This is a genomic window from Caulobacter segnis (genome assembly GCF_031454995.1).
GTDB lineage: Bacteria > Pseudomonadota > Alphaproteobacteria > Caulobacterales > Caulobacteraceae > Caulobacter > Caulobacter segnis_E.
This window is the reverse complement of sequence record NZ_JAVDRV010000001.1, coordinates 976,308-999,305: the sequence shown is the minus strand read 5'-3', so window position 1 is coordinate 999,305 and position 22,998 is coordinate 976,308. Positions and strand designations below refer to the sequence as shown.

At 68.1% G+C, this 22,998-nt stretch carries 18 protein-coding genes; 13 read left to right on the top strand and 5 right to left on the bottom strand.

Features of this window, described 5'->3' with window-relative positions; all coding sequences use genetic code 11:
• The first annotated feature begins 102 nt into the window (after nucleotides 1-102).
• The 5 genes from sucC to J2728_RS04590 all read left to right on the top strand — a co-directional run bounded on the left by sucC (nucleotide 103) and on the right by J2728_RS04590 (nucleotide 7,031).
• A complete protein-coding gene (sucC, locus tag J2728_RS04610) occupies nucleotides 103-1,302 on the top strand; it encodes an ADP-forming succinate--CoA ligase subunit beta (RefSeq protein WP_309996956.1) in 1,200 nt (399 codons plus the stop codon).
• Complete coding sequence (gene sucD / locus J2728_RS04605) at nucleotides 1,303-2,187, top strand: succinate--CoA ligase subunit alpha (protein WP_309996953.1); 885 nt, start codon at nucleotides 1,303-1,305, stop codon at nucleotides 2,185-2,187.
• Nucleotides 2,188-2,361: 174 nt separating this feature from the next.
• Nucleotides 2,362-5,325: a 2-oxoglutarate dehydrogenase E1 component gene (locus J2728_RS04600; protein WP_309996949.1), complete on the top strand. Its 2,964-nt coding sequence runs from the start codon at nucleotides 2,362-2,364 to the stop codon at nucleotides 5,323-5,325.
• Nucleotides 5,326-5,385: 60 nt separating this feature from the next.
• Nucleotides 5,386-6,600: a 2-oxoglutarate dehydrogenase complex dihydrolipoyllysine-residue succinyltransferase gene (odhB, locus tag J2728_RS04595; protein WP_309996946.1), complete on the top strand. Its 1,215-nt coding sequence runs from the start codon at nucleotides 5,386-5,388 to the stop codon at nucleotides 6,598-6,600.
• An 86-nt stretch (nucleotides 6,601-6,686) separates the two neighbouring features.
• On the top strand, nucleotides 6,687-7,031 hold the full coding sequence (locus J2728_RS04590; RefSeq protein WP_309996944.1) for a DUF3088 family protein: 345 nt from the start codon (nucleotides 6,687-6,689) through the stop codon (nucleotides 7,029-7,031).
• On the opposite strand, the gene J2728_RS04585 is transcribed toward J2728_RS04590, so the two are convergent.
• Entirely contained in the window at nucleotides 7,028-7,732 is a 705-nt protein-coding gene (locus J2728_RS04585; RefSeq protein WP_309996941.1) for an AcvB/VirJ family lysyl-phosphatidylglycerol hydrolase, read from the bottom strand. The two genes, J2728_RS04590 and J2728_RS04585, sit on opposite strands and share 4 nt — an antisense overlap.
• Before the next feature lie 264 nt (nucleotides 7,733-7,996).
• Here J2728_RS04585 and lpdA point away from each other — a divergent pair, with 264 nt between their 5' ends.
• Nucleotides 7,997-9,412 carry a dihydrolipoyl dehydrogenase gene (gene lpdA / locus J2728_RS04580; RefSeq protein ID WP_309996939.1) on the top strand — a complete coding sequence of 472 codons (1,416 nt, stop codon included), beginning with the start codon at nucleotides 7,997-7,999 and terminating at the stop codon, nucleotides 9,410-9,412.
• Nucleotides 9,413-9,499: 87 nt separating this feature from the next.
• Nucleotides 9,500-9,790, top strand: a complete 291-nt coding sequence (locus J2728_RS04575; protein ID WP_309996937.1) for a hypothetical protein — start codon at nucleotides 9,500-9,502, stop codon at nucleotides 9,788-9,790.
• Nucleotides 9,791-9,886: 96 nt separating this feature from the next.
• Here J2728_RS04575 and J2728_RS04570 read toward each other — a convergent pair whose 3' ends face one another.
• The 3 genes from J2728_RS04570 to J2728_RS04560 all read right to left on the bottom strand — a co-directional run bounded on the left by J2728_RS04570 (nucleotide 9,887) and on the right by J2728_RS04560 (nucleotide 13,656).
• Nucleotides 9,887-11,908, bottom strand: a complete 2,022-nt coding sequence (locus tag J2728_RS04570; protein ID WP_309996935.1) for a methyl-accepting chemotaxis protein — start codon at nucleotides 11,906-11,908, stop codon at nucleotides 9,887-9,889.
• Between the two features lie 141 nt (nucleotides 11,909-12,049).
• The gene (locus tag J2728_RS04565; RefSeq protein ID WP_309996932.1) at nucleotides 12,050-12,979 is read right to left on the bottom strand and encodes a tyrosine recombinase XerC; all 930 of its coding nucleotides are present in this window, start codon (nucleotides 12,977-12,979) and stop codon (nucleotides 12,050-12,052) included.
• On the bottom strand, nucleotides 12,976-13,656 hold the full coding sequence (locus J2728_RS04560; protein WP_309996930.1) for a DUF484 family protein: 681 nt from the start codon (nucleotides 13,654-13,656) through the stop codon (nucleotides 12,976-12,978). The genes J2728_RS04565 and J2728_RS04560 overlap by 4 nt, the downstream gene beginning before the upstream one ends.
• Before the next feature lie 124 nt (nucleotides 13,657-13,780).
• Here J2728_RS04560 and J2728_RS04555 point away from each other — a divergent pair, with 124 nt between their 5' ends.
• The gene (locus J2728_RS04555) at nucleotides 13,781-15,940 is read left to right on the top strand and encodes a primosomal protein N' (RefSeq protein ID WP_309996928.1); all 2,160 of its coding nucleotides are present in this window, start codon (nucleotides 13,781-13,783) and stop codon (nucleotides 15,938-15,940) included.
• 97 nt (nucleotides 15,941-16,037) lie between these two features.
• Here J2728_RS04555 and J2728_RS04550 read toward each other — a convergent pair whose 3' ends face one another.
• The gene (locus J2728_RS04550) at nucleotides 16,038-16,826 is read right to left on the bottom strand and encodes a TerC family protein (protein WP_309996925.1); all 789 of its coding nucleotides are present in this window, start codon (nucleotides 16,824-16,826) and stop codon (nucleotides 16,038-16,040) included.
• Nucleotides 16,827-17,418: 592 nt separating this feature from the next.
• Between J2728_RS04550 and J2728_RS04545 the strand changes: the two genes are divergently transcribed.
• From J2728_RS04545 to J2728_RS04525, 5 genes are all read left to right on the top strand, one after another.
• On the top strand, nucleotides 17,419-18,120 hold the full coding sequence (locus J2728_RS04545; protein WP_309996923.1) for a CHAP domain-containing protein: 702 nt from the start codon (nucleotides 17,419-17,421) through the stop codon (nucleotides 18,118-18,120).
• Nucleotides 18,121-18,215: 95 nt separating this feature from the next.
• Nucleotides 18,216-19,175: a magnesium transporter CorA family protein gene (locus J2728_RS04540; protein ID WP_309996921.1), complete on the top strand. Its 960-nt coding sequence runs from the start codon at nucleotides 18,216-18,218 to the stop codon at nucleotides 19,173-19,175.
• Nucleotides 19,176-19,273: 98 nt separating this feature from the next.
• On the top strand, nucleotides 19,274-20,506 hold the full coding sequence (locus J2728_RS04535) for a pentapeptide repeat-containing protein (RefSeq protein ID WP_404979702.1): 1,233 nt from the start codon (nucleotides 19,274-19,276) through the stop codon (nucleotides 20,504-20,506).
• A 112-nt stretch (nucleotides 20,507-20,618) separates the two neighbouring features.
• The gene (locus tag J2728_RS04530) at nucleotides 20,619-21,374 is read left to right on the top strand and encodes a MipA/OmpV family protein (protein WP_309996917.1); all 756 of its coding nucleotides are present in this window, start codon (nucleotides 20,619-20,621) and stop codon (nucleotides 21,372-21,374) included.
• A gap of 72 nt (nucleotides 21,375-21,446) precedes the next feature.
• Nucleotides 21,447-22,886 carry an alpha/beta hydrolase gene (locus J2728_RS04525; RefSeq protein ID WP_309996915.1) on the top strand — a complete coding sequence of 480 codons (1,440 nt, stop codon included), beginning with the start codon at nucleotides 21,447-21,449 and terminating at the stop codon, nucleotides 22,884-22,886.
• Nucleotides 22,887-22,998: the final 112 nt, after the last annotated feature.

Here is a 22,998-nt window from a genome sequence, read left to right as displayed (position 1 = left end):
GCGCAAGCCTTCACCTTATCGTTCACACGCGGTTGCGCCTGCCAAATAGCGCTCCTATAACCCCGCCACATTTCAGAAAGCCGTCGTCGAGACCGGGCCCTCATGAACATCCACGAACATCAAGCCAAAGCCGTACTCGCCGAGTTCGGCGCCCCCGTGCCGCGCGGCTTCGCCGCCTTCACGCCCGATGAAGCCGCCGCCGCCGCCGAAAAGCTCGGCGGGCCGGTCTTTGTCGTGAAGAGCCAGATCCACGCCGGCGGCCGCGGCAAGGGCAAGTTCGAGGGCCTCGGCCCCGACGCCAAGGGCGGCGTCCGCGTCGTCAAGTCGGTCGAAGAGGTCAAGGCCAACGCCGCCGAAATGCTCGGCCGCGTGCTGGTGACCCACCAGACGGGCCCCAAGGGCAAGCAGGTCAACCGCCTCTACATCGAAGAAGGCGCGGCGATCGCCAAGGAATTCTACCTGTCGCTTCTCGTTGACCGCGCCTCGAGCAAGGTCTCGGTCGTCGCCTCGACCGAAGGCGGCATGGACATCGAGGACGTCGCTCACTCGACGCCCGAGAAGATCCACACCTTCACCATCGACCCGGCGACGGGCGTGTGGCCGACCCACCAGCGCGCCCTGGCCAAGGCTCTGGGCCTGACCGGCGGTCTGGCCAAGGAAGCCGCCTCGCTGCTGACCCAGCTCTATACGGCGTTCATGGCCAAGGACATGGCCATGCTGGAGATCAACCCGCTGATCGTGACGGCGGATGATCACCTGCGCGTCCTGGACGCCAAGCTGTCGTTCGACGGCAACAGCCTGTTCCGCCACCCGGACATCAAGGCGCTGCGCGACGAGAGCGAAGAAGACCCCAAGGAAATCGAAGCCTCGAAGTACGACCTGGCCTACATCGCCCTCGACGGCGAAATCGGCTGCATGGTCAACGGCGCGGGCCTGGCCATGGCCACCATGGACATCATCAAGCTGTACGGCGCCGAGCCGGCCAACTTCCTCGATGTCGGCGGCGGCGCCAGCAAGGAGAAGGTCACCGCGGCCTTCAAGATCATCACCGCCGATCCGGCCGTGAAGGGCATCCTGGTCAACATCTTCGGCGGCATCATGCGCTGCGACATCATCGCGGAAGGCGTCATCGCCGCCGTGAAGGAAGTCGGCCTGCAGGTTCCGCTGGTCGTCCGTCTGGAAGGCACCAACGTCGAGCTCGGCAAGAAAATCATCTCGGAAAGCGGCCTGAACGTCATCGCCGCCAATGATCTGTCTGACGGCGCCGAGAAGATCGTCGCCGCTGTGAAGGGCGCCCGCTAAATGTCGGTTCTGATCGGTTCGCACACCAAGGTCATCTGCCAGGGCATCACCGGCGCTCAAGGCACGTTCCACTCCGAGCAGGCCATCGCCTACGGCACCAAGATGGTCGGCGGCGTCACCCCGGGTAAGGGCGGTCAAACGCACATCGGCCTGCCGGTGTTCGACACCGTCGCCGAAGCCAAGGATCGCACCGGCGCCGACGCCTCGGTGATCTACGTCCCGCCGCCCTTCGCGGCCGACTCGATCCTGGAAGCCATCGAGGCCGAGATCCCGCTGATCGTCTGCATCACCGAGGGCATCCCGGTGCTGGACATGGTCAAGGTCAAGAAGGCCCTGCAAGGCTCGCGTTCGCGCCTGATCGGCCCGAACTGCCCCGGCGTCCTGACGCCCGGCGAGTGCAAGATCGGCATCATGCCGGGCTCGATCTTCTCGAAGGGCTCGGTCGGCGTCGTGTCGCGTTCGGGCACCCTGACCTACGAAGCCGTGTTCCAGACCACCAACGCGGGCCTGGGCCAAACCACGGCCGTCGGCATCGGCGGCGACCCCGTTAAGGGCACCGAGTTCATCGACGTCCTGGAAATGTTCCTGGCCGACGAAGCCACGAAGTCGATCGTCATGATCGGCGAAATCGGCGGCGCGGCCGAGGAAGAAGCGGCTCAGTTCCTGAAGGACGAAGCCAAGCGCGGCCGCAAGAAGCCCATGGTCGGCTTCATCGCCGGTCGTACGGCCCCTCCTGGCCGTCACATGGGCCACGCGGGCGCGATCGTTTCGGGCGGCAAGGGCGGCGCCGAGGACAAGATCGCGGCGATGGAAGACGCGGGCATCCGCGTTTCGCCTTCGCCGGCCAAGCTGGGCGAGACCCTGCTTGAAGTGCTCAAAGGCTAACTAGAACACCGAAACCCCGCCTCGCGCGGGGCCCAGGTTTTTTGCGACCGCCAGTCGACGATCCGAAAAAATCACCTGGGCCCCGCCGTTCGACGGGCGCCCGGGCGATTGAGAGACTATATTTACGGGCTTGCGATAGCGCTCCCGTAAGCAAGCGGATCTAAGGCGACAACGATGGCGGACGACGCAGGCATCATCAACCAGGTCTTGACCGAGACCAGCTTCCTCTACGGCGCCAACGCGGCGTTCGTCGAGGACCTCTACGCCCAGTGGGCGGAGAACCCCGCATCGGTCGAGCCCTCGTGGAACGCCTTCTTCGCCAGCCTGCAGGAGCAGGCCGACCAGGTGAAGCGCGCCGCCCAGGATCCGGCCTGGACGCCCAAGAAGGTCCCCAGCGTCCGTCCAGACTGGCTGTCGGCCCTGGATGGCCAGTGGGCCACCGTCGCCCCCGCCGTCGAAGCCAAGATCGCCAAGGCCGTCGAGGGCAAGGCCCCCGGCGCCTCCGCCGAAGCCGTCCGCGCCGCCACGCTGGACAGCCTGCGCGCCATCATGATGATCCGGGCCTACCGGATGCGCGGCCACCTCGCCGCCAACCTCGACCCGCTGGGCCTGGAGCCGCCGAAGCCGGCCCCGGAACTGGATCCGGCCACCTACGGCTTCTCGGACGCCGACTACGACCGTCCGATCTTCCTCGACTACGTCCTGGGTCTCGAGACCGCCTCGATCCGCGAGATCCTCGACATCCTGCGCCGCACCTACTGCGGCAATGTCGGCGTGCAGTACATGCACATCTCCGACCCGGCCGAGAAGGCCTGGCTGCAGGAGCGCATCGAAGGCCGCGACAAGGAAATCACCTTCACCAAGGAAGGCAAGGTCGCCATCCTGAAGAAGCTGATCGAGGCCGAGGGCTTCGAGCGGTTCCTGCACAAGCGCTTCCCCGGCACCAAGCGCTTCGGCCTGGACGGCGGCGAAGCCATGGTCCCGGCCATGGAGCAGATCATCAAGCGCGGCGGCGCGCTGGGCGTGAAGGACATCGTCCTGGGCATGCCGCACCGCGGCCGCCTGAACGTTCTGGCCGCCGTGATGGGCAAGCCCTACCACGTCATCTTCCACGAGTTCCAGGGCGGCTCGTCGGTCCCCTCGGACGTCGAGGGCTCGGGCGATGTGAAGTACCACATGGGCGCCTCGTCGGACCGTGAGTTCGACGACAACAAGGTCCACCTGTCGCTGACCGCGAACCCGTCGCACCTGGAAATCGTCAACCCGGTCGTGATCGGCAAGGCCCGCGCCAAGCAGGCCTTCACCCTGCGCGAGCAGCCGGACGCCGGCCGCGGCCACGTCCTGCCGTTGCTGCTGCACGGCGACGCCGCCTTCGCCGGCCAGGGCGTCGTGGCCGAGTGCTTCACCCTGTCGGGCCTGAAGGGCTACCGCACGGGCGGCACCATCCACTTCATCGTCAACAACCAGATCGGCTTCACGACCAGCCCGCGCTATTCGCGCAGCTCGCCGTACCCCTCCGACGTCGCCCTGATGGTCGAGGCCCCGATCTTCCACGTGAACGGCGACGATCCCGAAGCCGTCGTCTTCGCCTCGAAGGTCGCGACCGAGTACCGGCAGAAGTTCGGCAAGGACGTGGTCATCGACATGTTCTGCTACCGTCGCTTCGGTCACAACGAAGGCGACGATCCGACCATGACGTCGCCGCTGATGTACGCGAAGATCAAGGGTCATCCGCCGACCCGCGAACTCTACGCCAGCCGCCTGGTCGGCGAGGGCGTCGTGACCCAGGCCGAGGTCGACGGCTGGGTGTCGGAGTTCGAGCAGTTCCTCGACAAGGAATTCGACGCGGGTAAGGCCTATAAGCCGAACAAGGCCGACTGGCTGGACGGCAAGTGGGCGGGCCTCAGCCTGCCGGGCGACGAGGATCGTCGCGGCCAGACCGCCTTCCCCAAGACCCGCCTGACCGAGTTGGGCCGCCTGATCACCACGATCCCGGAGCGGATCGACGCCCACAAGACCGTGCGGCGCGCGATCGAGAACCGCCGCGACGCGTTCGAGAAGGGCGAGGGCATCGACTGGGGCGCGGCCGAGCACCTGGCCTTCGCCACCCTGCTCGATGAGGGCTACCCGGTCCGCCTGTCAGGCCAGGACTCGGTGCGCGGCACCTTCACCCAGCGCCACTCGGACGTCATCGACCAGAAGACCGAAGAGCACTACACGCCGCTGAACAACATCCGTCCGGGCCAGGGCCACTATGAAGTGATCGACTCGGCCCTGTCGGAAGAGGCGGTGCTGGGCTTCGAATACGGCTTCTCGCTGGCCGATCCGAACACCCTGACCCTGTGGGAAGGCCAGTTTGGCGACTTCGTGAACGGCGCCCAGGTCGTGATCGACCAGTTCATCAGCTCGGGCGAGCGCAAGTGGCTGCGGATGAGCGGCCTCGTCATGCTGCTGCCGCACGGCTACGAAGGCCAGGGCCCCGAGCACAGCTCGGCGCGCCTCGAGCGCTTCCTGCAGTCGTGCGCGGAAGACAACATGCAGGTGCTGAACTGCACCACGCCGGCGAACTACTTCCACGCGCTGCGTCGTCAGATGAAGCGCGAGTTCCGCAAGCCGCTGATCGTGATGTCGCCCAAGAGCCTGCTGCGCCACAAGCGCGCCGTCTCGAACCTGGCGGACTTCGCCGAGGGCTCCAGCTTCCACCGCGTGATGGTGGACGGCGCCGAGGCCGGTTGCGACGTCGGCGGGATCACGCTGAAGAGCGACGACAAGATCAAGCGCGTCGTCGTCTGCTCGGGCAAGGTCTACTTCGACCTGGTCGACCATCGCGCCAAGACCGGCCGCGACGACGTCTATCTGCTGCGTCTGGAGCAGTTCTATCCGTGGCCTATGAAGTCGCTGATGAATGTGCTCTCGCGCTTCAAGAACGCCGACCTGGTCTGGTGCCAGGAAGAGCCCAAGAACATGGGCGGCTGGACCTTCGTCGATCCTTGGCTGGAGCTGACACTGGACAAGCTGGACATCAAGGCCAAGCGCGCGCGCTATGTCGGCCGCCCGGCCTCGGCCTCGACGGCCGCCGGTTTGATGAGCCGCCACCTGAAAGAGCTCGAGACCTTCCTCAACGAGGCCTTCGCCTAAGGGCGAAGGTTCTCCGCTAAAACCCCGCCGGACCAAACAAGAGAGACATCGGAAAGCCCCATGGCCGACATCATGACCCCCGCCCTCGGCGAATCCGTCACGGAAGCGACGGTCGCCCGCTGGACCAAGAAGGCCGGGGAGGCCGTGAAGAAGGACGAGATCCTCGTCGAGCTGGAAACCGACAAGGTCAGCCTCGAAGTGGCCTCGCCCGCCGACGGCGTCCTCTCGGCCATCGGCGCCGAGGAAGGCGCGACGGTCGTTCCGGGCACGGTCCTGGGCGTTGTGACCGAAGGCGCGGCCGCGGCTCCGGCCGCCCCGAAGGCCGCCGAAGCGCCGAAGCCGGCCCCGGCCGCCGCCCCGGCTCCGGCTCCGGCTCCCGCGCCGGCCCCGGTTGCCGCCGCTCCGGTCAGCCCGGCTCCGGCCCGCATCGCCGCCGAGACGGGCCTTGACCTGTCGAAGGTCGCGGGCACCGGCAAGGACGGCCGCGTGACCAAGGGCGACGCCCTGGCCGCTCTCGAAGCCCGCGCCAATGCTCCGGCCCCGGCCCCCGCCGCGGCCGCGCCGCGCGCCCTGCACGAGCGCGAGGAACGCGTGAAGATGACGCGCCTGCGTCAGACGATCGCCCGTCGCCTGAAGGAAGCCCAGAACACCGCCGCCATGCTGACGACCTTCAACGAGGTCGACATGAGCGCCGTGATGGCCCTGCGCGCCCAATACAAGGACGTCTTCGAAAAGCAGCACGGCGTGAAGCTGGGCTTCATGTCGTTCTTCACCAAGGCCGTCGTGGCCGCGCTGAAGGCGATCCCGGACGTCAACGCCGAGATCGACGGCCAGGACCTGATCTACAAGAACCATTACGACATCGGCGTCGCCGTCGGCACCGACAAGGGCTTGGTGGTTCCGGTCGTCCGTGACGCCGACGTGCTGAACCTGGCGCAGATCGAGAAGACGATCGGCGACCTGGGCAAGCGCGCCCGCACCGGCCAGCTGGGCATCGAGGACATGCAGGGTGGCACCTTCACGATCACCAACGGCGGCATCTACGGCTCGCTGATGTCGACCCCGATCCTGAACGCGCCGCAGTCGGGCATCCTGGGCATGCACGCCATCAAGGAACGTCCGATGGTCGTCAACGGCAAGATCGAGATCCGCCCGATGATGTATCTGGCCCTGTCGTACGACCACCGCGTCGTCGACGGCGCCGGCGCCGTGACCTTCCTGGTGAAGGTCAAGGAAGCCATCGAAGACCCGCAGCGCCTGCTGCTGGAGCTCTAGGCTCCGCGAGAAGCCTCAAAGGCCTCTTTGCAATCGCGGCCCCGGCGTCCTACGTCGGGGCCGTTCGCATTTCTGGATACCCCACGATGGCCAAGGACACGCTCTATCTGCTGCAGCCGCATTTCGAGAAGGACGGCGCCCAGCGCTTCTGTCCCGACTGCGCGATGATGGAAGGCTACCTCGCGACCTACCCCGCGCTTCGCGACGCGCTGGACATAGTCCATGTCGACTACGACCGGCCTCGCGGGGCCCTGGTCGAGCGGCTGGGCGAGGACCACCAGAACGCCCCGACCCTGATCCTGGCGAACGCCTCGGCCGACGCTGGTCCGCACGGTGAAATCCAGACAACGAACGGCCTGTCGTTCCTGACTGACGCCCGTCCGATCACCCGCTACCTCGCGGCCAAGCACGGCCTGGCCGCGCCGCTTTAGCGGCTGGCCCGCAGCACCGCCTCGCCCAGGGTCGCGTAGTCGCCGTCGAAGTGGTGACCGCCAGGCAGGCGGATCTTGGCGACCGCGTCGTCGGGCAGTTCGGGGCAGATGTCGTGGCGCTCCTTGTCGCCATAGACGCAGGTGATCTTCAGATCCTTTAGCGCCGCGATGGCCGGGGCCACGGGGAAGGAGTCGCGGGACGCCAGGTTCAGCCAGCTGACCGGGTGGAAGCGAAGATCGCCATCCGGTCCAGTCCCGATCAGGACCACGCGACTGATCTGGGCGCGCACGTCGTCCGGAAGGCGCGGAATGATGACGGGCAGCGCGTCCGCCCCGAACGAATAGCCGATCAGGACCACCTTGTTCCTGCCCCACTGGCGTCCATAGGCGCGAAGGCTGGCGGCGAGGTCGGCCGCGACGCTGTCGGCCGTCCGGTCCGTCCTGAAATAGGCCAGGGAGTTGACGCCCAGCGTCGGCACGCCGTTGTCGGCCAGGCGCCGCGCCACCTGCTGGTCCAGGGGCCCCCAGCCGCCGTCGCCCGAATAGAGCACCGCCAGCGTATCGCCAGCGTGGGCGCTTGGCACGACAACGGGACCGCTCCAGGCCGGGGTCGCTCGCGCCAGGACGGTGGTGAAAGCGCAGACGGCGGCGACGAAGGCCAGGGCGGCCGAGAGGCCCCAGAGGCGAAGTTTGGTCATCATGTCGTCTAGGACGACACGGCGCCGTGGCCCTCTCCGGGCGCTCTAGTGTCAAGCTTGTGGCAATCCCCGAAGCGGGGAGCGTCATCGGCACGGCGCTTCCCGCCGTTCTCCTTGATTTTCAAGGCCGCGGACGACGAAAGGTGGTTCCGTTTTTAACACTCTGGTTCTAAGGAACACGCGCCTCCAAAGGTCTGACAAAAACGGCCGGCGAGGCCCATATCTTGTCCGGCGCCGATCCCGGCGCGTCCTGAAGGCGATAGACCCATGGCTCAGTACGACGTCGTCATCATCGGTGGCGGTCCTGGTGGCTACAACGCGGCGATCCGCGCGGGCCAGCTGGGCCTGAAGACCGCGATCGTCGAAGGCCGCGGCAAGCTGGGCGGCACCTGCCTGAACGTCGGCTGCATGCCCTCGAAGGCGCTACTGCACGCCTCGGAAATGTACGCTTCCGCCACGGGGCCCGAATTCGCCAAGCTGGGCATCGAGGTGAAGCCCAAGCTGAACTTGCCCCAGATGATGGCCCAGAAGGCCGAGAGCGTCGAAGCCCTGACCAAGGGCGTCGAGTTCCTGATGAAGAAGAACAAGGTCGACTACGTGAAGGGCTGGGGCCGCATCGACGGCCCATTCTCTCAAGGTATTGGCAAGGTCGTGGTCAAGGCCGAGGACGGTTCGGAAACCACCCTCGAAACCAAGAACATCGTGATCGCCACCGGCTCGGAGCCGACCCCGCTGCCGGGCGTGACGATCGACAACAAGCGCGTCGTCGACTCGACCGGCGCCCTGTCGTTGCCGGAAGTGCCCAAGCACCTCGTGGTCGTCGGCGCCGGCGTGATCGGCCTGGAGCTGGGTTCGGTCTGGAAGCGCCTGGGCGCGGAAGTCACGGTCGTCGAATATCTCGACCGCATCCTGCCTGGCACGGACACCGAGGTGGCCAACGCCTTCCAGAAGATCCTGACCAAGCAGGGCTTCAAGTTCCAGCTGGGCGCCAAGGTCACCGGCGCGACGGCCTCGGCCAAGGGCGTGAAGCTCGGCTTCGAGCCGGTCGCCGGCGGCGACGCCCAAGCGATCGAGGCCGACTACGTGCTGGTCGCCATCGGCCGTCGTCCGTACACCCAAGGCCTGGGCCTCGAGACGGTCGGCATCACGCCGGACAAGCGCGGCATGATCGCCAACGACCACTTCAAGACCGGCGTCGCCGGCGTGTGGGTGATCGGCGACGTGACCTCGGGTCCGATGCTGGCCCACAAGGCCGAGGACGAAGGCGTGGCCTGCATCGAGATGATCGCGGGCAAGGCCGGTCACGTGAACTACGGCATCATCCCGGGCGTCGTCTACACCAGCCCCGAAGTCGCCACCGTCGGCCAGACCGAGGACGATCTGAAGGCCGCGGGCGTCGCCTACAAGGTCGGCAAGTTCCCGTTCCTGGCCAACAGCCGCGCCAAGATCAACCACGAGACCGACGGCTTCGTGAAGATCCTGGCCGACGCCAAGACCGATCGCATCCTGGGCGCTCACGCCGTTGGCCCGAACGTCGGCGACATGATCGCCGAAGTCTGCGTGGCCATGGAGTTCGGCGGCGCTTCGGAAGACATCGCCCGCACCTGCCACCCGCACCCCACCCGCTCGGAGGCGATCCGCCAGGCGGCCATGGGCGTCGAAGGCTGGACGATGCAGGCCTAAGCGGCCCGCGTTTTCTGTCTCAAAAGTAATCCTCACGTCCGCGCTATCGGACGTAGCATGGCGGGGTTCCCACAACGGAGCCCCGCCATGTTCTTGTCCACGCTCCTGCTGGCCGCCGCCTTGCAGGCGCCGCCCGCGGTCGCCGCGCCGTCGCCGGCTGGGCCTCCCGCCCCCGCGGCGGTTCCGTTCGTCCAGACGCCGCGCATGAAGGGTCAGCGATCACCCTTTGAATGCCGCCAGCGGGCCACTCTGGCCCGTAAGGCCGAAGACGGGAGCACCAAGCCGCTGAACCGCATGCCGATGGCGCTTGGCGAGCGCGCGGTCATGCGGATGGTCGACGGCTGCCCCGTCCGCGCGCCGCTCATCCAGGGCCGCTGAGCCCAAGAAAAAGCCCCGCCTCGGGAGAGACGGGGCCAGGTCGCTTAGGGGAGGAGACGCCCCGCCGGGTGAGCGGGGCGGTACGCTTACTGGAGCCTAGAATTCTTCCCAGTCCTCGGACGAAGCGGCCGGCGCGACCGAGCTCTTGGCGAAGCTGGCGATCTTGGCCTGGGCGGCGGCCACCGGGTTGAGGCCCGGACGGCTGTTGGTCGAGGCCGGGGCCGGACCCTTGGCTGGCGGCGTGTAGCGCGGCGCGGCCGGGGCCGGAGCCGGGGCCGGGCGCGCGGCCGAGCGGGCCGAGCCCGCGCTGGAAGCCTGAGCGGCGACCGCTGCGCCGCCGACGCGGAAGCGGCCGATCATCTTCAGCAGGTTGCCGGCCTCGCCCTTCAGCGAGTGGGCGGCGGCGGTCGACTGCTCGACCATGGCGGCGTTCTGCTGGACGGTCTGGTCCATCTGGTTGACGGCGGCGTTGACCTGGTTGAGGCCGGTGGCTTGCTCCTGGCCCGAAGAGGCGATCTCGCCGACCAGGGCGTCGATCTCGCCGACCTTCGAGACGATGGCCTGCAAAGCCTCGCCGGTCTGGCCGACCATGCTCACGCCTTGGTTCACTTGCTGGCTGGAGGTCGAGATCAGCGTTTTGATCTCCTTGGCGGCGTCGGCCGAGCGTTGGGCCAGGGCCCGCACTTCCTGGGCGACGACGGCGAAGCCGCGGCCGGCTTCACCCGCGCGGGCGGCCTCGACGCCGGCGTTCAGCGCCAGCAGGTTGGTCTGGAAGGCGATCTCGTCGATCACGCCGATGATCTGGCTGATCTCCTGAGACGACTTCTCGATCTCGTTCATGGCCTCGACGGCGTTGCGCACGACCACGCTGGAGCGCTCGGCGTCGCCGCGGGTCGAGCCGACGACCTTGGCGGCTTCCTGGGCCCCGGCCGACGAACGGCGCACCGTGGCGGTGATCTCGTCGAGGGCGGCGGCGGTCTCTTCCAGGCTGGCGGCCTGCTGCTCGGTGCGGCGCGACAGGTCGTCGGAGGCCGAGGCGATCTCGTCCGAGCCCGCGCCGATGCCGCCAGCCGCGTGGACGATGGCGCGCATCGTCTCTTCCAGCTGCACGATGGCGCCGTTGAAGTCGCTCTGCAGGCGCTTGTAGCTCTCGGGGATTTCCTGATCCAGGCGGTAGGTCAGGTCGCCCTCGGCCAGGCGGTTCAGGCCCTCGGCGATGATCTCCATGACCTTGGCCTGCTCCTGGGCGGCGGCCTCGGCCATCTCCTGGTTGCGGCGGCGCTCGGATTCGGCCTCGGCGTTGGCGCGGGCCTGGGCGGCCTCGGCCGTGCGCAGGGCCACGGCGTTGTCCTTGAACACCTGGACCGAGCGGGCCATGGCGCCGACCTCGTCCTTGCGGTCCGCGCCCTTCACCTCGACGTCCACCGAGCCATTAGCCAGGACTTCCATCGTCTTGGAGGTCGCGATCAGCGGGGCGGCGATCTTGCGCGAGCCGATCCACAGGGCCAACACCAGCGCGGAGCCGGCGGCGATCAGGCCGAACAGGATCGAGAACATCGTGCTGGCCTCAGCCGTCTTCGAGGCCTTCGCGACCATCTTCATGGTCTCGTCGTTGTGGCTGTTGGTGAATTGGCTGACGTCCTTGGTCAGCGCGGCGATGTCTGGGTCGATCACCGCCATCACCATGATGGCCGCCTCATCGACGTTCTGCAGGCCCAGGTCCGCGCCCTGGCGCGCGCTGGTGTAAACTTTCTCCAGCCGCGCCGAGAAACTGGCGACCGTCTTGGCCGAGGAAGGCTCCAGCTGCTTGATTTCAGCCAGCAGTTCCTTGGCGTCTTTGTAGTTCTTGTCGATTTCGGCGCTGGCCTGCTGCGCCTCGGTCGACATGCCGTCATACGCCACCGTTCTATACGCGGAGTAGCCGATGGCCTGAATCCGACGATTGAAGCGGGAGGAGGCCAGTTCCGCTGGCGAGCGTTGCTCCGCCAGCAGCTTGAGGTCCGCTTCAATTCTCTGGGCCTCCCAGGCCCCTAGGCCGACGATGGCCATGGCGACCAACGTCAGAATGACGGCGGGCAGGGCGACTTTCGTCGAAATCTTCAAGTCGTCGAACTTCATGATGGCCTCCCACGGCCGCGCTGCCGGGAGACGGAGCGCGCGTGTCTCGCGTCCAGAAGCTTGGCTGGCTGTAAAATCGCGGTTAATTTCGTCTTCTCAAGGGCTTGGCGCGACACTCCGTCGCAGTGCGCCGCGGGCCTCTCAGGCCTTGGGATGCGCGGCCTGGTAGGCGGCCAGCAGGCCGGCGGCGTCGACCTGGGTGTAGCGCTGGGTGGTCGACAGCGAGGCGTGACCCAGCAGCTCCTGGATCGTCCGCAGGTCCGCGCCCGCGCCCAGCAGATGGGTGGCGAAGGCGTGGCGGAAGGCGTGCGGCGTCACCCGGTCCGAAAGGCCAAGGCGCCCCCGCAGGGTCTGAACAAGGCCCTGGACGTGGCGCGGCGAAAGCGGTCCGCCGCGCTTGGCGCGGAACAGCGGCTCGTCGGGGCCCAGGACGAACGGCAGCTCGTCGGCATAGACGGCCACCGCCTCGCGCACCGCGTCCAGAACCGGAGCTATGCGGGTCTTGCCGCCCTTGCCGGTGATGCGTAGCGCGGCCCCCAGCGGGACGTCGCTCCAGGTCAGGGACAAGGCCTCGGAGATCCGCAGCCCGCAACCCCACAGCAGCGTCAGCACCGCCTCGTCGCGGGCGGTCTCCCAGGGCTCGCGCTCGGTGTCGCCCGAGGCCTCGGCGATCAGGTCGCGGGCCTGGTCCTCCGAGACGGGCCGAGGCAGGCCGATCTTCAGGCGTGGGCCGCGCACCAGTCCGATGGCGGCGTTGGCCACGCCGTGCCGCTGGTCGACATAGCGGTGGAAGGCGCGGATCGAGGATAGGGCCTGCGAGATCGAGCGCGGCGCCAGCGCGTTCTCGCCCTGGCGCCGGAAGGCCAGATAGCCGCGCAGGTCGGCGGTGGAAATCTCGCCGAGGGCGGCGACGCTCAGCGTCTCGCCCCGGTGGTTCTCCAGAAAGTTCAGATAGGCCAGGACGTTGTCGCCGTAGGCCCGCACCGTGCGCGGCGAGGCCCGGCGCTCCAGCGTCAGGTGGTCCAGCCAGGCGGCGAGAGCCTGGCGCCCAGTCCTGACGCTTGAGGTCATAGGACTGGCCAGCGCTCGGCCGTGCGCTCGACCACGCGACCCAGGAAGTTGACCAGCTCGGTGCCCATGTCGGGCATGAAGGCTTCGGGATCGGTCGAGCCGAAGGCTAGCACCGCCTCGCGGCGCGGCTCCCAGATGGCCATGCGCACCAGGGCCATGCTGCGGATCAGCTCGGCCTTGTCGCCGAACAGAGGCAGGGCCGGGGCGAAGAAGCCCATGCGGGCGATCGGCGCGTCGCCCACCAGCATGTCCGCCTGCCCCTCGGCCAGGGCGCGCCAGCCCGCGGGCACGCGGTTGGGGCCTTCCAGCGCGACGATCCCGGCGGCGAGGCCGAAGCGCAGCACCGAGAGCTCGTCGACACGGCGGGCGAGGTCGGAGTGGTTGCGGGCGTCGAGCATGTCGATCACCGCGGCGTGGGTCTGGGCCTGGGCCGAATAGTTGGCGCGCGCGTTGGCCTCGATCGCCTGGCGGGCCAGGGCCTCGCGCTTGTGGGCGGCCGCCACCTTGGCCAGGGCGGCCGGACCGAAGTCCAGAACGTTGCTGGCGTCGATCTTCAGGCCCAGCTCGTCCAGCAGGTCGTCGTCCTGGCGCAGGAACTGCGGCTGGGTGCGCAGAAAGGCCCTGACGCTTTCGGCGTCGACCGTCGTCTTCTTGGCCGCGCGGGTCGCGTCGCTCATGGGGCGTCTCGAGGTTCGTGAACTGAAGGGCCGATGAAGCCTGAAGACGGTTAACGGGGTCTTGATGACCCTGGTCGGCGGTGCTCTCGACCTTGGGAGCGTTTCGCGGCAGAAGCGTCTGGCCATGCCGCGTATCGCTTCCGTCCTGCTGCCGATGCCCCTGCCCGAGGCCTTCGACTACGCCGAGCCGGAGGGGCTGGACCTCAATGTCGGCGATCACGTCGCCGTGCCGCTGGGACCGCGCGTGATCCGGGGGGTGGTGACGGCCCTGCGGGACGGGACCGGCGGCAACCGGCCGCTGAAGGCGGTCGTGGAGAAGATGACCGATCCGCCCCTGCCGCCGGGCGTCCTGACCTTTGTCGAGTGGGCGGCGCGCTATTCGGTCGACGTGCCCGGCTGGCCCTTGGCCATGGCCCTGCGCGGCCTGCGCCATCCGCCACCCAAGCCCGACAAGGTGCTGGTTCTGACCGGTGTCCAGCCCGCCCGGATGACGCCGGCGCGGTTGAAGGTTCTGGCCGCCGCCGAGGGCGTGAAACTGTCCGGCTCGGCCCTGGCCTCGGCGGCGGGCGTCTCGGCCGGCGTCGTGAAAGGCCTGGTCGACGAGGGCGCGTTGGCGGTCGATTTCGTCGAGCCCGAGCGTGGCCTGCCCCAGCCCGATCTCTCCTTGCCGCCACGCGCGCTCAATCCCGGCCAAGCGGCCTGCGTCGATGTGCTGAAGGAGATGCTGAACGACGGCGGCTTCCAGGCGGCGTTGCTGGACGGGGTGACGGGCTCGGGCAAGACCGAGGTCTATCTGGAGGCCGTGGCCGAGGCGCTGAAGGATCCCGAGGCGCAGGTCCTGGTGCTGCTGCCCGAGATCGCTCTGACCCAGGCGGTGATGGCGCGCTTCGAGCAGCGGTTCGGGGCGGTTCCGGCCGAGTGGCATTCGGGCGTCTCGCCGCCGCGCCGCCGCCAGGTCTGGGAGGCCGTCGCCAACGGCGACGCCCGGATCGTCGTCGGCGCGCGCTCGGCGCTGTTCCTGCCGTACCGCAAGCTGCGCCTGCTGGTCGTGGACGAGGAGCACGACGGCTCGTTCAAGCAGGAGGAGGGCTTCATCTACCAGGCCCGCGACCTGGCCGTGGCCCGCGCCAAGATCGAGGGGGCCAGCGTCCTGCTGGCCTCGGCGACGCCGTCGCTGGAGAGCCTCTACAACGCCCAGACCGGCCGCTATCGCTGGCTGAGGCTGTCGGCGCGGCACGGGGCGGCGCAACTGCCCGATATCGACCTGATCGACATGCGCCAGACGCCGCCGGAACCGGGGCGCTGGCTGTCGCCGCCGCTGATCAAGGCCATGGCCGTGACTTTGCAGCGCGGCGAGCAGGCCATGCTGTTCCTGAACCGGCGCGGCTACGCCCCGCTTGTCCTGTGCCGGGCCTGTGGCGAGAAGATGAAGTCGCCCGACACCGACAGCTGGCTGGTCGAGCACCGCTATACTGGCCGCCTCGTCTGTCACCTGACGGGCTTCTCGATGAAGAAGCCCGAGGCTTGTCCGCACTGCGGGGCCAAGGACTCCCTGGTCTCGATCGGCCCCGGCGTCGAGCGGGTCGAGGAGGAGGCGCGGCATATCTTTCCCGATGCGCGGGTGGCCGTGTTCTCGTCCGACACGGTGATGGACGCCGAGGCCGCCAAGACGCTGGTCGCCAGCATGGCGGCGGGGGAGATCGATATCCTGGTCGCGACCCAGGCGGCGGCCAAGGGGCACAACTTCCCGAACCTGACCCTGGTGGGGGTGGTCGACGCCGACCTCTCGCTGCGCGGCGGCGACTTGCGCGCCGGCGAGCGGACCTTTCAGTTGCTGGCCCAGGCGGCCGGCCGCGCGGGGCGCCACGAGAAGCCCGGGCGGGCGCTCTTGCAGACCTACGCGCCGGACCATGCCGTCATGTTGGCCCTGGCCGCCCAGGATCGCGACGCCTTCGTCGAGGCCGAGATGGCCATGCGCCAGGAGGCCGGCCTGCCGCCCTTCGGGCGTCTGGCGGCGCTGATCGCCTCGGGGCCGGACGCGGCCGCGCTCGAAACCTATGTCGACGCGCTGGCGGCGGTGATCCCCAACGCCGAGGGCGTCGAGGTCTTCGGCCCCGCCGACGCGCCGCTGTCCCTGGTGCGCGGCCGCCGTCGCAAGCGCTTTCTGGTCCGGGCCGAGCGGAACGTGGATCTCCAGGGGTTCATGGCCGCCTGGCGGGCGCGGGCGAAGATCCCCAACTCGGTGCGGGTGGTCATCGACGTCGACCCCTACAGCTTTCTCTGATCCCCAAGCTTCGCCGCGTCTCTGGCCGCATGGCGCGAAACGAAAAAGGCCCCCCGGGGATCGTCTCCCCGGGGGGCCTTTTGGTGTTCTGAACCGCCTATCCGCTTTTCTTGGCGTCGCGTTTGCGGGCCAGCATGTTCAGGCCCTCGACGCCCGCCGAGAAGGCCATGGCGGTGTAGATGTAGCCCTTCGGCACGTGGGCGCCGAAGCCCTCGGCGATCAGCACGGTGCCGATCATCAGCAGGAAGCCGAGCGCCAACATCACGACCGTCGGGTTGTTGTTGATGAAGTTGGCCAGCGGATCGGCGGCCAGCAGCATCACCGTGACGGCCACCACCACCGCGACGACCATGATCGGCAGGTGATCGGTCATGCCGACGGCGGTCAGGATCGAGTCGATCGAGAACACCAAGTCCAGCAGGATGATCTGGAAGATGGCCGAGCCGACGTTCGAAATGACGATCGTGCTCTTGTCCTTCTCCAGCATGTCGTCGCTCTTGTCGGGATCCACGGTGTGGTGGATCTCCTTGGTCGCCTTCCAGATCAGGAAGGCGCCGCCGGCGATCAGGATCAGATCGCGCCACGAGAAGGCGGTCTCGAAGCCTGGTTCGCCATGCGATCCGACCGGGCCGACGATCCCCAGGTTAAAGACCGGGGCGGTCAGTCCGACGATGAAGGCGATGGTCGACAGCAGCACCAGGCGCATGATCAGCGCCAGGGAAATACCGATCCGGCGCACCTTCTGGCGGTGCTCGGGCGGCAGCTTGTTGGACAGGATCGAGATGAAGACGAGGTTGTCGATCCCGAGGACGACCTCCATGACGACAAGCGTGACCAACGCGGCCCAGGCGGCTGGGTCGGCGAGCAGGCTGAGTATTTCGTTCATCAGTCCCCACTGAGGATTTTGAGCGCCGCGCCTCCCCGCGCGACGCCGTGTAACTCTATCAAATGGGAGCGAACGCGGTTCTTGTCGAGGGCGCGCGCGCAGAAAAGGCGGCGCCGCGCGCGCCACTGGCTGTCAAGGATTCTTCACGTTTGCCCGTGTCGCCTCGCGCCGGCGCCGAGGCGTTGATCAACGTGGTTTTTTCGGCCTCTGGCGTCTGCTTTTTAGACCATTTTCGAAGGGGCGCCTCATCTCAAGTCTTCAAGATAAAGCGATGCGCCGATGAGATGATATTCCGGTCCATCAGGTTTCCGAGCATCGCGATCTCACGGTGGGGAGGACCGGTGGCGCCGTGTTCAATATCGCTGGAGATGACGGGGGCAGTACCGCGCCGATCTTGATTTTGATCATCCCGGGGGAAGCTGGTGGTGGGCGTCTCCACGTCGAGCCGATCGACCCGCCCAAGCGCGCGGATCTTTCCGCCCCTGCGTCAAATGGCTCCGCTCACGAATGACATCCGCGACATAAAGACTCTTTTCACACGTCCATGGGAAGGTTATCCCTTAACCCAGTAACGCGGGGGAGTACCCACAGCATGAGGAAACGGACGAGGGCCCTTCTGGGTTCCCTGGCCGCTGCCGCCATGATCAGCCTGACGCCGGCGGCCGCGACCGCCGACGGCTACTGGCAGTGCGTTCCTTTCGCGCGCCTGATGTCTGGCATTCAGCTTTTCGGTGACGCTCGCACCTGGTGGTCGCAAGCGGCCGGCAAGTACGAAACCGGCTCCGTGCCGAAGATCGGCTCGGTCCTGACCTTCAAGCCGACCGCCCGGATGAACCTGGGCCATGTCGCTTTCGTGAGCCAGGTGCTCACCGACCGGGTCATCCAGGTCACCCACGCCAACTGGTCGATCATCGAGGGCGATCGCGGCCAGATCGAAAAGGACGTCACTGTCGTCGACGTCTCGGCGGATGGCGACTGGAGCCAGGTGAAGGTCTGGTACGACCCGATCCGCGATCTCGGCACCACGGTCTATCCGACCAATGGCTTCATCTATCAGGACGCCCAGGCGATGAAGATCGCCATGGCGACCAGCAAGATCGCCATGGCCCAGAACGCCGTCGTGTCGGCCGCCAAGCAGGCCGCCAATCAGGTGGCTTCGTCGGTTCGCGCCTCGCCGCTGGACATCATCAGCCAGGCCGCCGACTCGACCGACCGTATCGCCGCTCTGATCGAGGCCGCCACCGGTGGCGGCTCTTCGTCGACCGACGCCAACAAGCAGAACGCGCCGCGTTGACCTGGAACGCGGGCCGGGGCAAACCCGACCCGCGACGCGTCTGGCCAAGGTCCGCGTGACCCTGGCGCCGACGCGCGCTTCCAGAGGCGGCGTCCATGCTGAGAATCCTCCGTCACGGCGCGCCGGGTTTCGAGGCGGGCGGCCTGTCTCCGGACTGGCGCGTGCCCGCCGACGCCGTCTGGATCGAGCTGGTCAACCCCACCCGCGCCGAGGAAGTCGCCGTCGAACAGTCGATCGGTCTGCTGCTGCCCACCCGCGAGGAGATGTCCGAGATCGAGGCCTCCTCGCGCCTCTATCAGGAAGACGGCGGCACGTTCATGACCGCCACGGTGCTGGTCAACGCCGACGGCGACCTGCCGACCGCCGCCCCGGTGACCTTCGTCCTGACGGGCGCGCGCCTGATCACGATCCGCTACGTCGAGCCGCGCTCGTTCGCGGTGTTCGCCGCCCAGGCCGAGCGCCAGCCCAGCCTCTGCCCCAACGGTCCCCAGACCTTCCTGGGCCTGCTCGACGCCATCATCGACCGCACCGCCGATATCCTCGAGCGGCAGGCGGCCGAGGTCGAGGTGCAGTCGCGGACCATCTTCCGCCGCCCGCGGGGCGCGGAGTTCGAGGACATTCTGAAGAGCCTGGGCCGCGCGCAGAACACCAATTCCAAGGCCCGGGACAGCCTGGTCAGTCTGGCGCGCCTGCTCAGCTTCGCCGCCCTCGCCGAGCAGTTCGACGGCGAGCGCGACCTGCGCGATCACCTCAAGTCGCTGCAGCGCGACGTGCAGTCGATCACCGACCATTCCAGCTATCTGGCCGGCAACATCACCTTCCTGCTCGACGCGGCGCTGGGCCTGATCAACATCGAGCAGAATTCGATCTTCAAGATGTTCTCGGTGTTCTCGGTGATCTTCCTGCCGCCGACCCTCATCGCGGGGATCTACGGCATGAACTTCGAGCACATGCCCGAGCTGCGCTGGATCGAGGGTTATCCGATGGCTCTGGCCCTGATGGTCTTGGCCGCCTCCGCCTCGTTCCTCTGGTTCAAGCGCAAGGGCTGGCTGTAGAAAACGCGACTTTTCGTCGCGGTTCTGAACCTTGCCTTAAGGCTGCGGGGCCCATGTTCGGATTTCAACGATCTCCGAAAAAAGCACCCCTCCGCGCGATGCGACCGGCGTCCTCCCGACCCAGCCTGATCCGTAATCTCCACCCCTCCGTGGTGCGCGAGGCGGTGGAGGCGCACGGGCGTTATCTCAAGGGACTGCCGGCTGGTCGGCGGGCGGTGCTGTCCTACGTCAATCTGAACAACTACGAGCTGGACGGCGCCGAGCTGTCGGAGGCCGACCTCACCGGCGCCCTGCTGGGCGGGGCGTCGCTGCGCGGAACGCGGCTGGTCCGCGCCACGCTCTATGGCGCCGATCTGCGCGATGCGGATCTACGCGAGGCCAATCTATCGCGCGCCGATATGCGCGGGGCGTGCCTGCGCGGCTCCAACCTGAGCGGCGCGGACCTTTCGGGGTGCGACCTGCGCGAGGGGATCACGGCCGTTCAGGACGACAGCAAGGGCCTGCGGATTCTCGATCACGCCAAGCGTCCGGGCGAGCTCGACCACGCCCTGCTACACGGGGCCAATCTCAGCGGAGCCCAGATGTCGGGCGCCTTCGCCCGCAAGGCCGACTTCACCGACGCGGACCTTTCCAATGTCAGTCTGCAAGGCGCCAAGCTGTCCAACGCCTGCCTGGACGGCGCGGACCTCTCTGGCGCCAATCTGCGAAGCGCCGACATGACCAAGGTCTCGCTGCGCCGGGCCGTGATGGTGGGGACGGACACCAGCGGGGCCGACCTGACCTCGGCCGACCTGACCGAGGTCCTGCGGGCCCCGCCGCCGCTCATCTATATCGACGACCTGCCCCTCGACGAGGTGGTCGAGGCCCACGAACTGTTCTGTCGATCCAACGGCGCCGAGGGCAAGGCTGCCCAGGCGCGGGGCGTCGACTTCCGGCCGCTGAAGCGGCTGAAGGGGCGCCGCCTCAGCGGACTGGTCGCGCCCGAGGCGGTGTTCTTCGGCATGGATCTGGAGGGCGCGCAGCTGCAGGCCGCCAACCTGGTCGGCGCGGACCTGCGCGGGGCCAAGCTGCGCGGGGCCGATCTGCGCGGTGCGCGGCTGATGGGGGCCCAACTGGCCCGCGCCGATCTCACGAACGCCAAGCTCGGCCCGCTGAAGATCGGCGAGGGGCGGGTCCTGCGCACCGACCTGACCCGCGCGGTGCTGCGTGGCGCCGACCTGCGCGGCGCCAGCGCCCCGCGCGTCCGCCTGCTCGAAGCCGACCTCACGCGCGCCAAGCTGGACGGGACGGATCTGAGCGGGGCGGAATTGCCGGCGATCTTCGGCGTCTGAAACCGCGTCTCGCGCGTAGAGGCTTCAGGGATCGTACTGACATGATCCCGCCAACGGACGTGGCCATTCTGCCCTCGCGGCGGAGGCCGCCCGAAACCGGAGCCGCCCGATCATGATCCGCGCCGTAACGCCCGCCGCCCTGTCCTGCCTGATCGTCGCCTTGGCCGCGCCGGCGCTCGCCCAGGATCGCGACCAGAACCGCGCCGTCGTCGGCGTGGCTGGTGTCTATGCGCCGGCCTACCAGGGCGCGGACGACTATCGCCTGGTCCCGTTCCCGGTGCTGGATCTCAAGTACGGCCGCTACTTCGTCAACACGCGCAAGGGCGTCGGCGCGACCCTCCTGCAAGGCCAGGCCGTCAGCGTCGGCGCGGGCGTCACCTACGTGCCGGGCTATCGGCGTCGCGACGCGCCCCAGGGCGTTGGCCGGCTGTCGGGCGGCGCGGGCGCGCGGATCTTCGCGGAGGCTCGCCTGGGCGGGCTCGTGGCCGGGCTGAGCGCGACCCGGGCGCTGACCGGCGACGTCGACGGAACCCTGGTCGACGCCAGCCTCGCCATGCCCGTCCGAGCGTCCGCGCGCCTGACCCTGATCCCCAGCGCGTCGGCGACCTGGGCGGACGGCGCGTACAACCGGGCCTATTTCGGGATCGACGCGCACCAGGCGACCGCCTCGGGCCTGGCCGCCTATCGCCCCGGCGGCGGCCTCAAGGACGTCTCGGCCTCGCTCACCGCCAGCTATCGTTTGAACGACAAGGTGACCCTGGGCGCGACGGGCGCGGTGAGCAGCCTGCGCGGCGACGCCAAGAAGAGCCCCATCGTGGTCGATCCGACCCAGCCGGCGGCGTTCGTCTCGGTCGCCTATCGGTTCTAGCCGCCTTAAAGGAAGCCTTGCGGCGCGCTTCGACCTCGGTGTTGATGCGCGTCGAACCTCGGGAGCTTTTCGATGCCGCGCCTGTCCTGGATCCCCGCCGCCGGCGTACTTGCCGTCTTTGGCTTTGGCGCCGGCCTTGGCGGCGCGGCCCACGCCGCCGCGCCCCAGTTCAAGCCCGCGGCCTGCGTCGGCGACTACAAGGGCGTCGATCTCAAGGTCCAGTGCGGAAACCTGATCGTCGACGAGACGCGGGGCGATCCCAAGAGCCGCCGGATCAGCGTGGCGGTCGCCATCGTCAAGGCCTCCGCGCCCAAGCCCGGCCTGCCGCCGGTAGTCTATCTGCATGGCGGCCCCGGCGGCTCGGCCCTTGGAAACCTGCCTCGGATGCTGAAGAGCAAGGCCGCGCGCGAGTACGTCGCGGTCGATCAGGACTGGATCTTCATCGACCAGCGCGGCGGCGGCCAGTCCAGCCCAAATCTCGACTGCCCCGGGACCAACCTGACCGACGCCGGGCCGCCTTCCGATAAAGACAAGAACGGCATCGTCGCCTGCCTGAAGGCCTTCCAGGCCAAGGGTGTGAACCTGTCGCGCTACAACGCTGTCGAGGTGGCCAAGGACGTCCAGGACCTGCGCCAGGTGCTGAAGTTGCCGCTGATCGACCTGTTCGGCGGCTCGTACGGCACCCGCATCGAGGCGGCCATCCAGACCCATGCGCCGCAGGGCGTGCGGGCGGTGGTGCAGGATTCGCCCTGGCCGCCCGAGGCCGACTGGACCGTCGGCGGCCCGGCCATGGTCTCGACCTCGATCGACATCGTCATGGCCAAGTGCGCGGTCGTGGCCGAATGCGCCCAGCGCTATCCCGACCTGAAGGCCAAGCTCGCGGCCGTCGCCGAGCGCTGGTTGGCCGGGCCCCAGACCATCAACGGCAAGACCTACACGGCCGACGACCTGGGCGGCTATCTGATGGACGCCAGCTACTTCACCGCCGGCGTGCTGCCGCGCGACCTCTGGAAGATCATCCAGGGCGACGTCTCGCCGGTTCAGGAGTTCGTCGAGAGCCGCGACTACTACAGCGAGGGCCAGTTCATGACCCACCTGTGCAAGGAGGAGATCCCGTTCGAGGCCCGCGCCGACGTCGCCAAGGGCACGGAGAACGACCCGGTCGCCCGCCTGATGGTCGCCTCGATGCAACGCATCCACGACGTCTGCGCCGCCATCGATGTGGGTCCGATCTCCAAGGCCGAGCAGGCGCCGGTCAAGACCGCCATCCCGACCCTGTTCCTGGCGGCCGAGATCGACCCCGGCTGCCCGCCGGAGCTGACCAAGGCCGCGTCGAAGGGCTATCAGGGCTCGCAGGTCGTCATCGTCACCAATGCCACCCACGGCGTCTCGCGCAGCAGCCCCTGCGTCCGCAAGATGATCCGCGGCTTCTTCCAGGACCCGACGAAGCCGGTGGACCGCAGCTGCCTGCCGGCGGCGGATACGCCGATGGCATTCACGTACGCGGGCTGACGCGGCTGAAACCCTCTCCCGTCGGGAGAGGGCGGGGCCCATCGCGCGGCGATGGGAGGGTGAGGGGTTTCGCCGCCGCCGCGGAGTGACCTTGGAGCGGACGTTCCGAAGG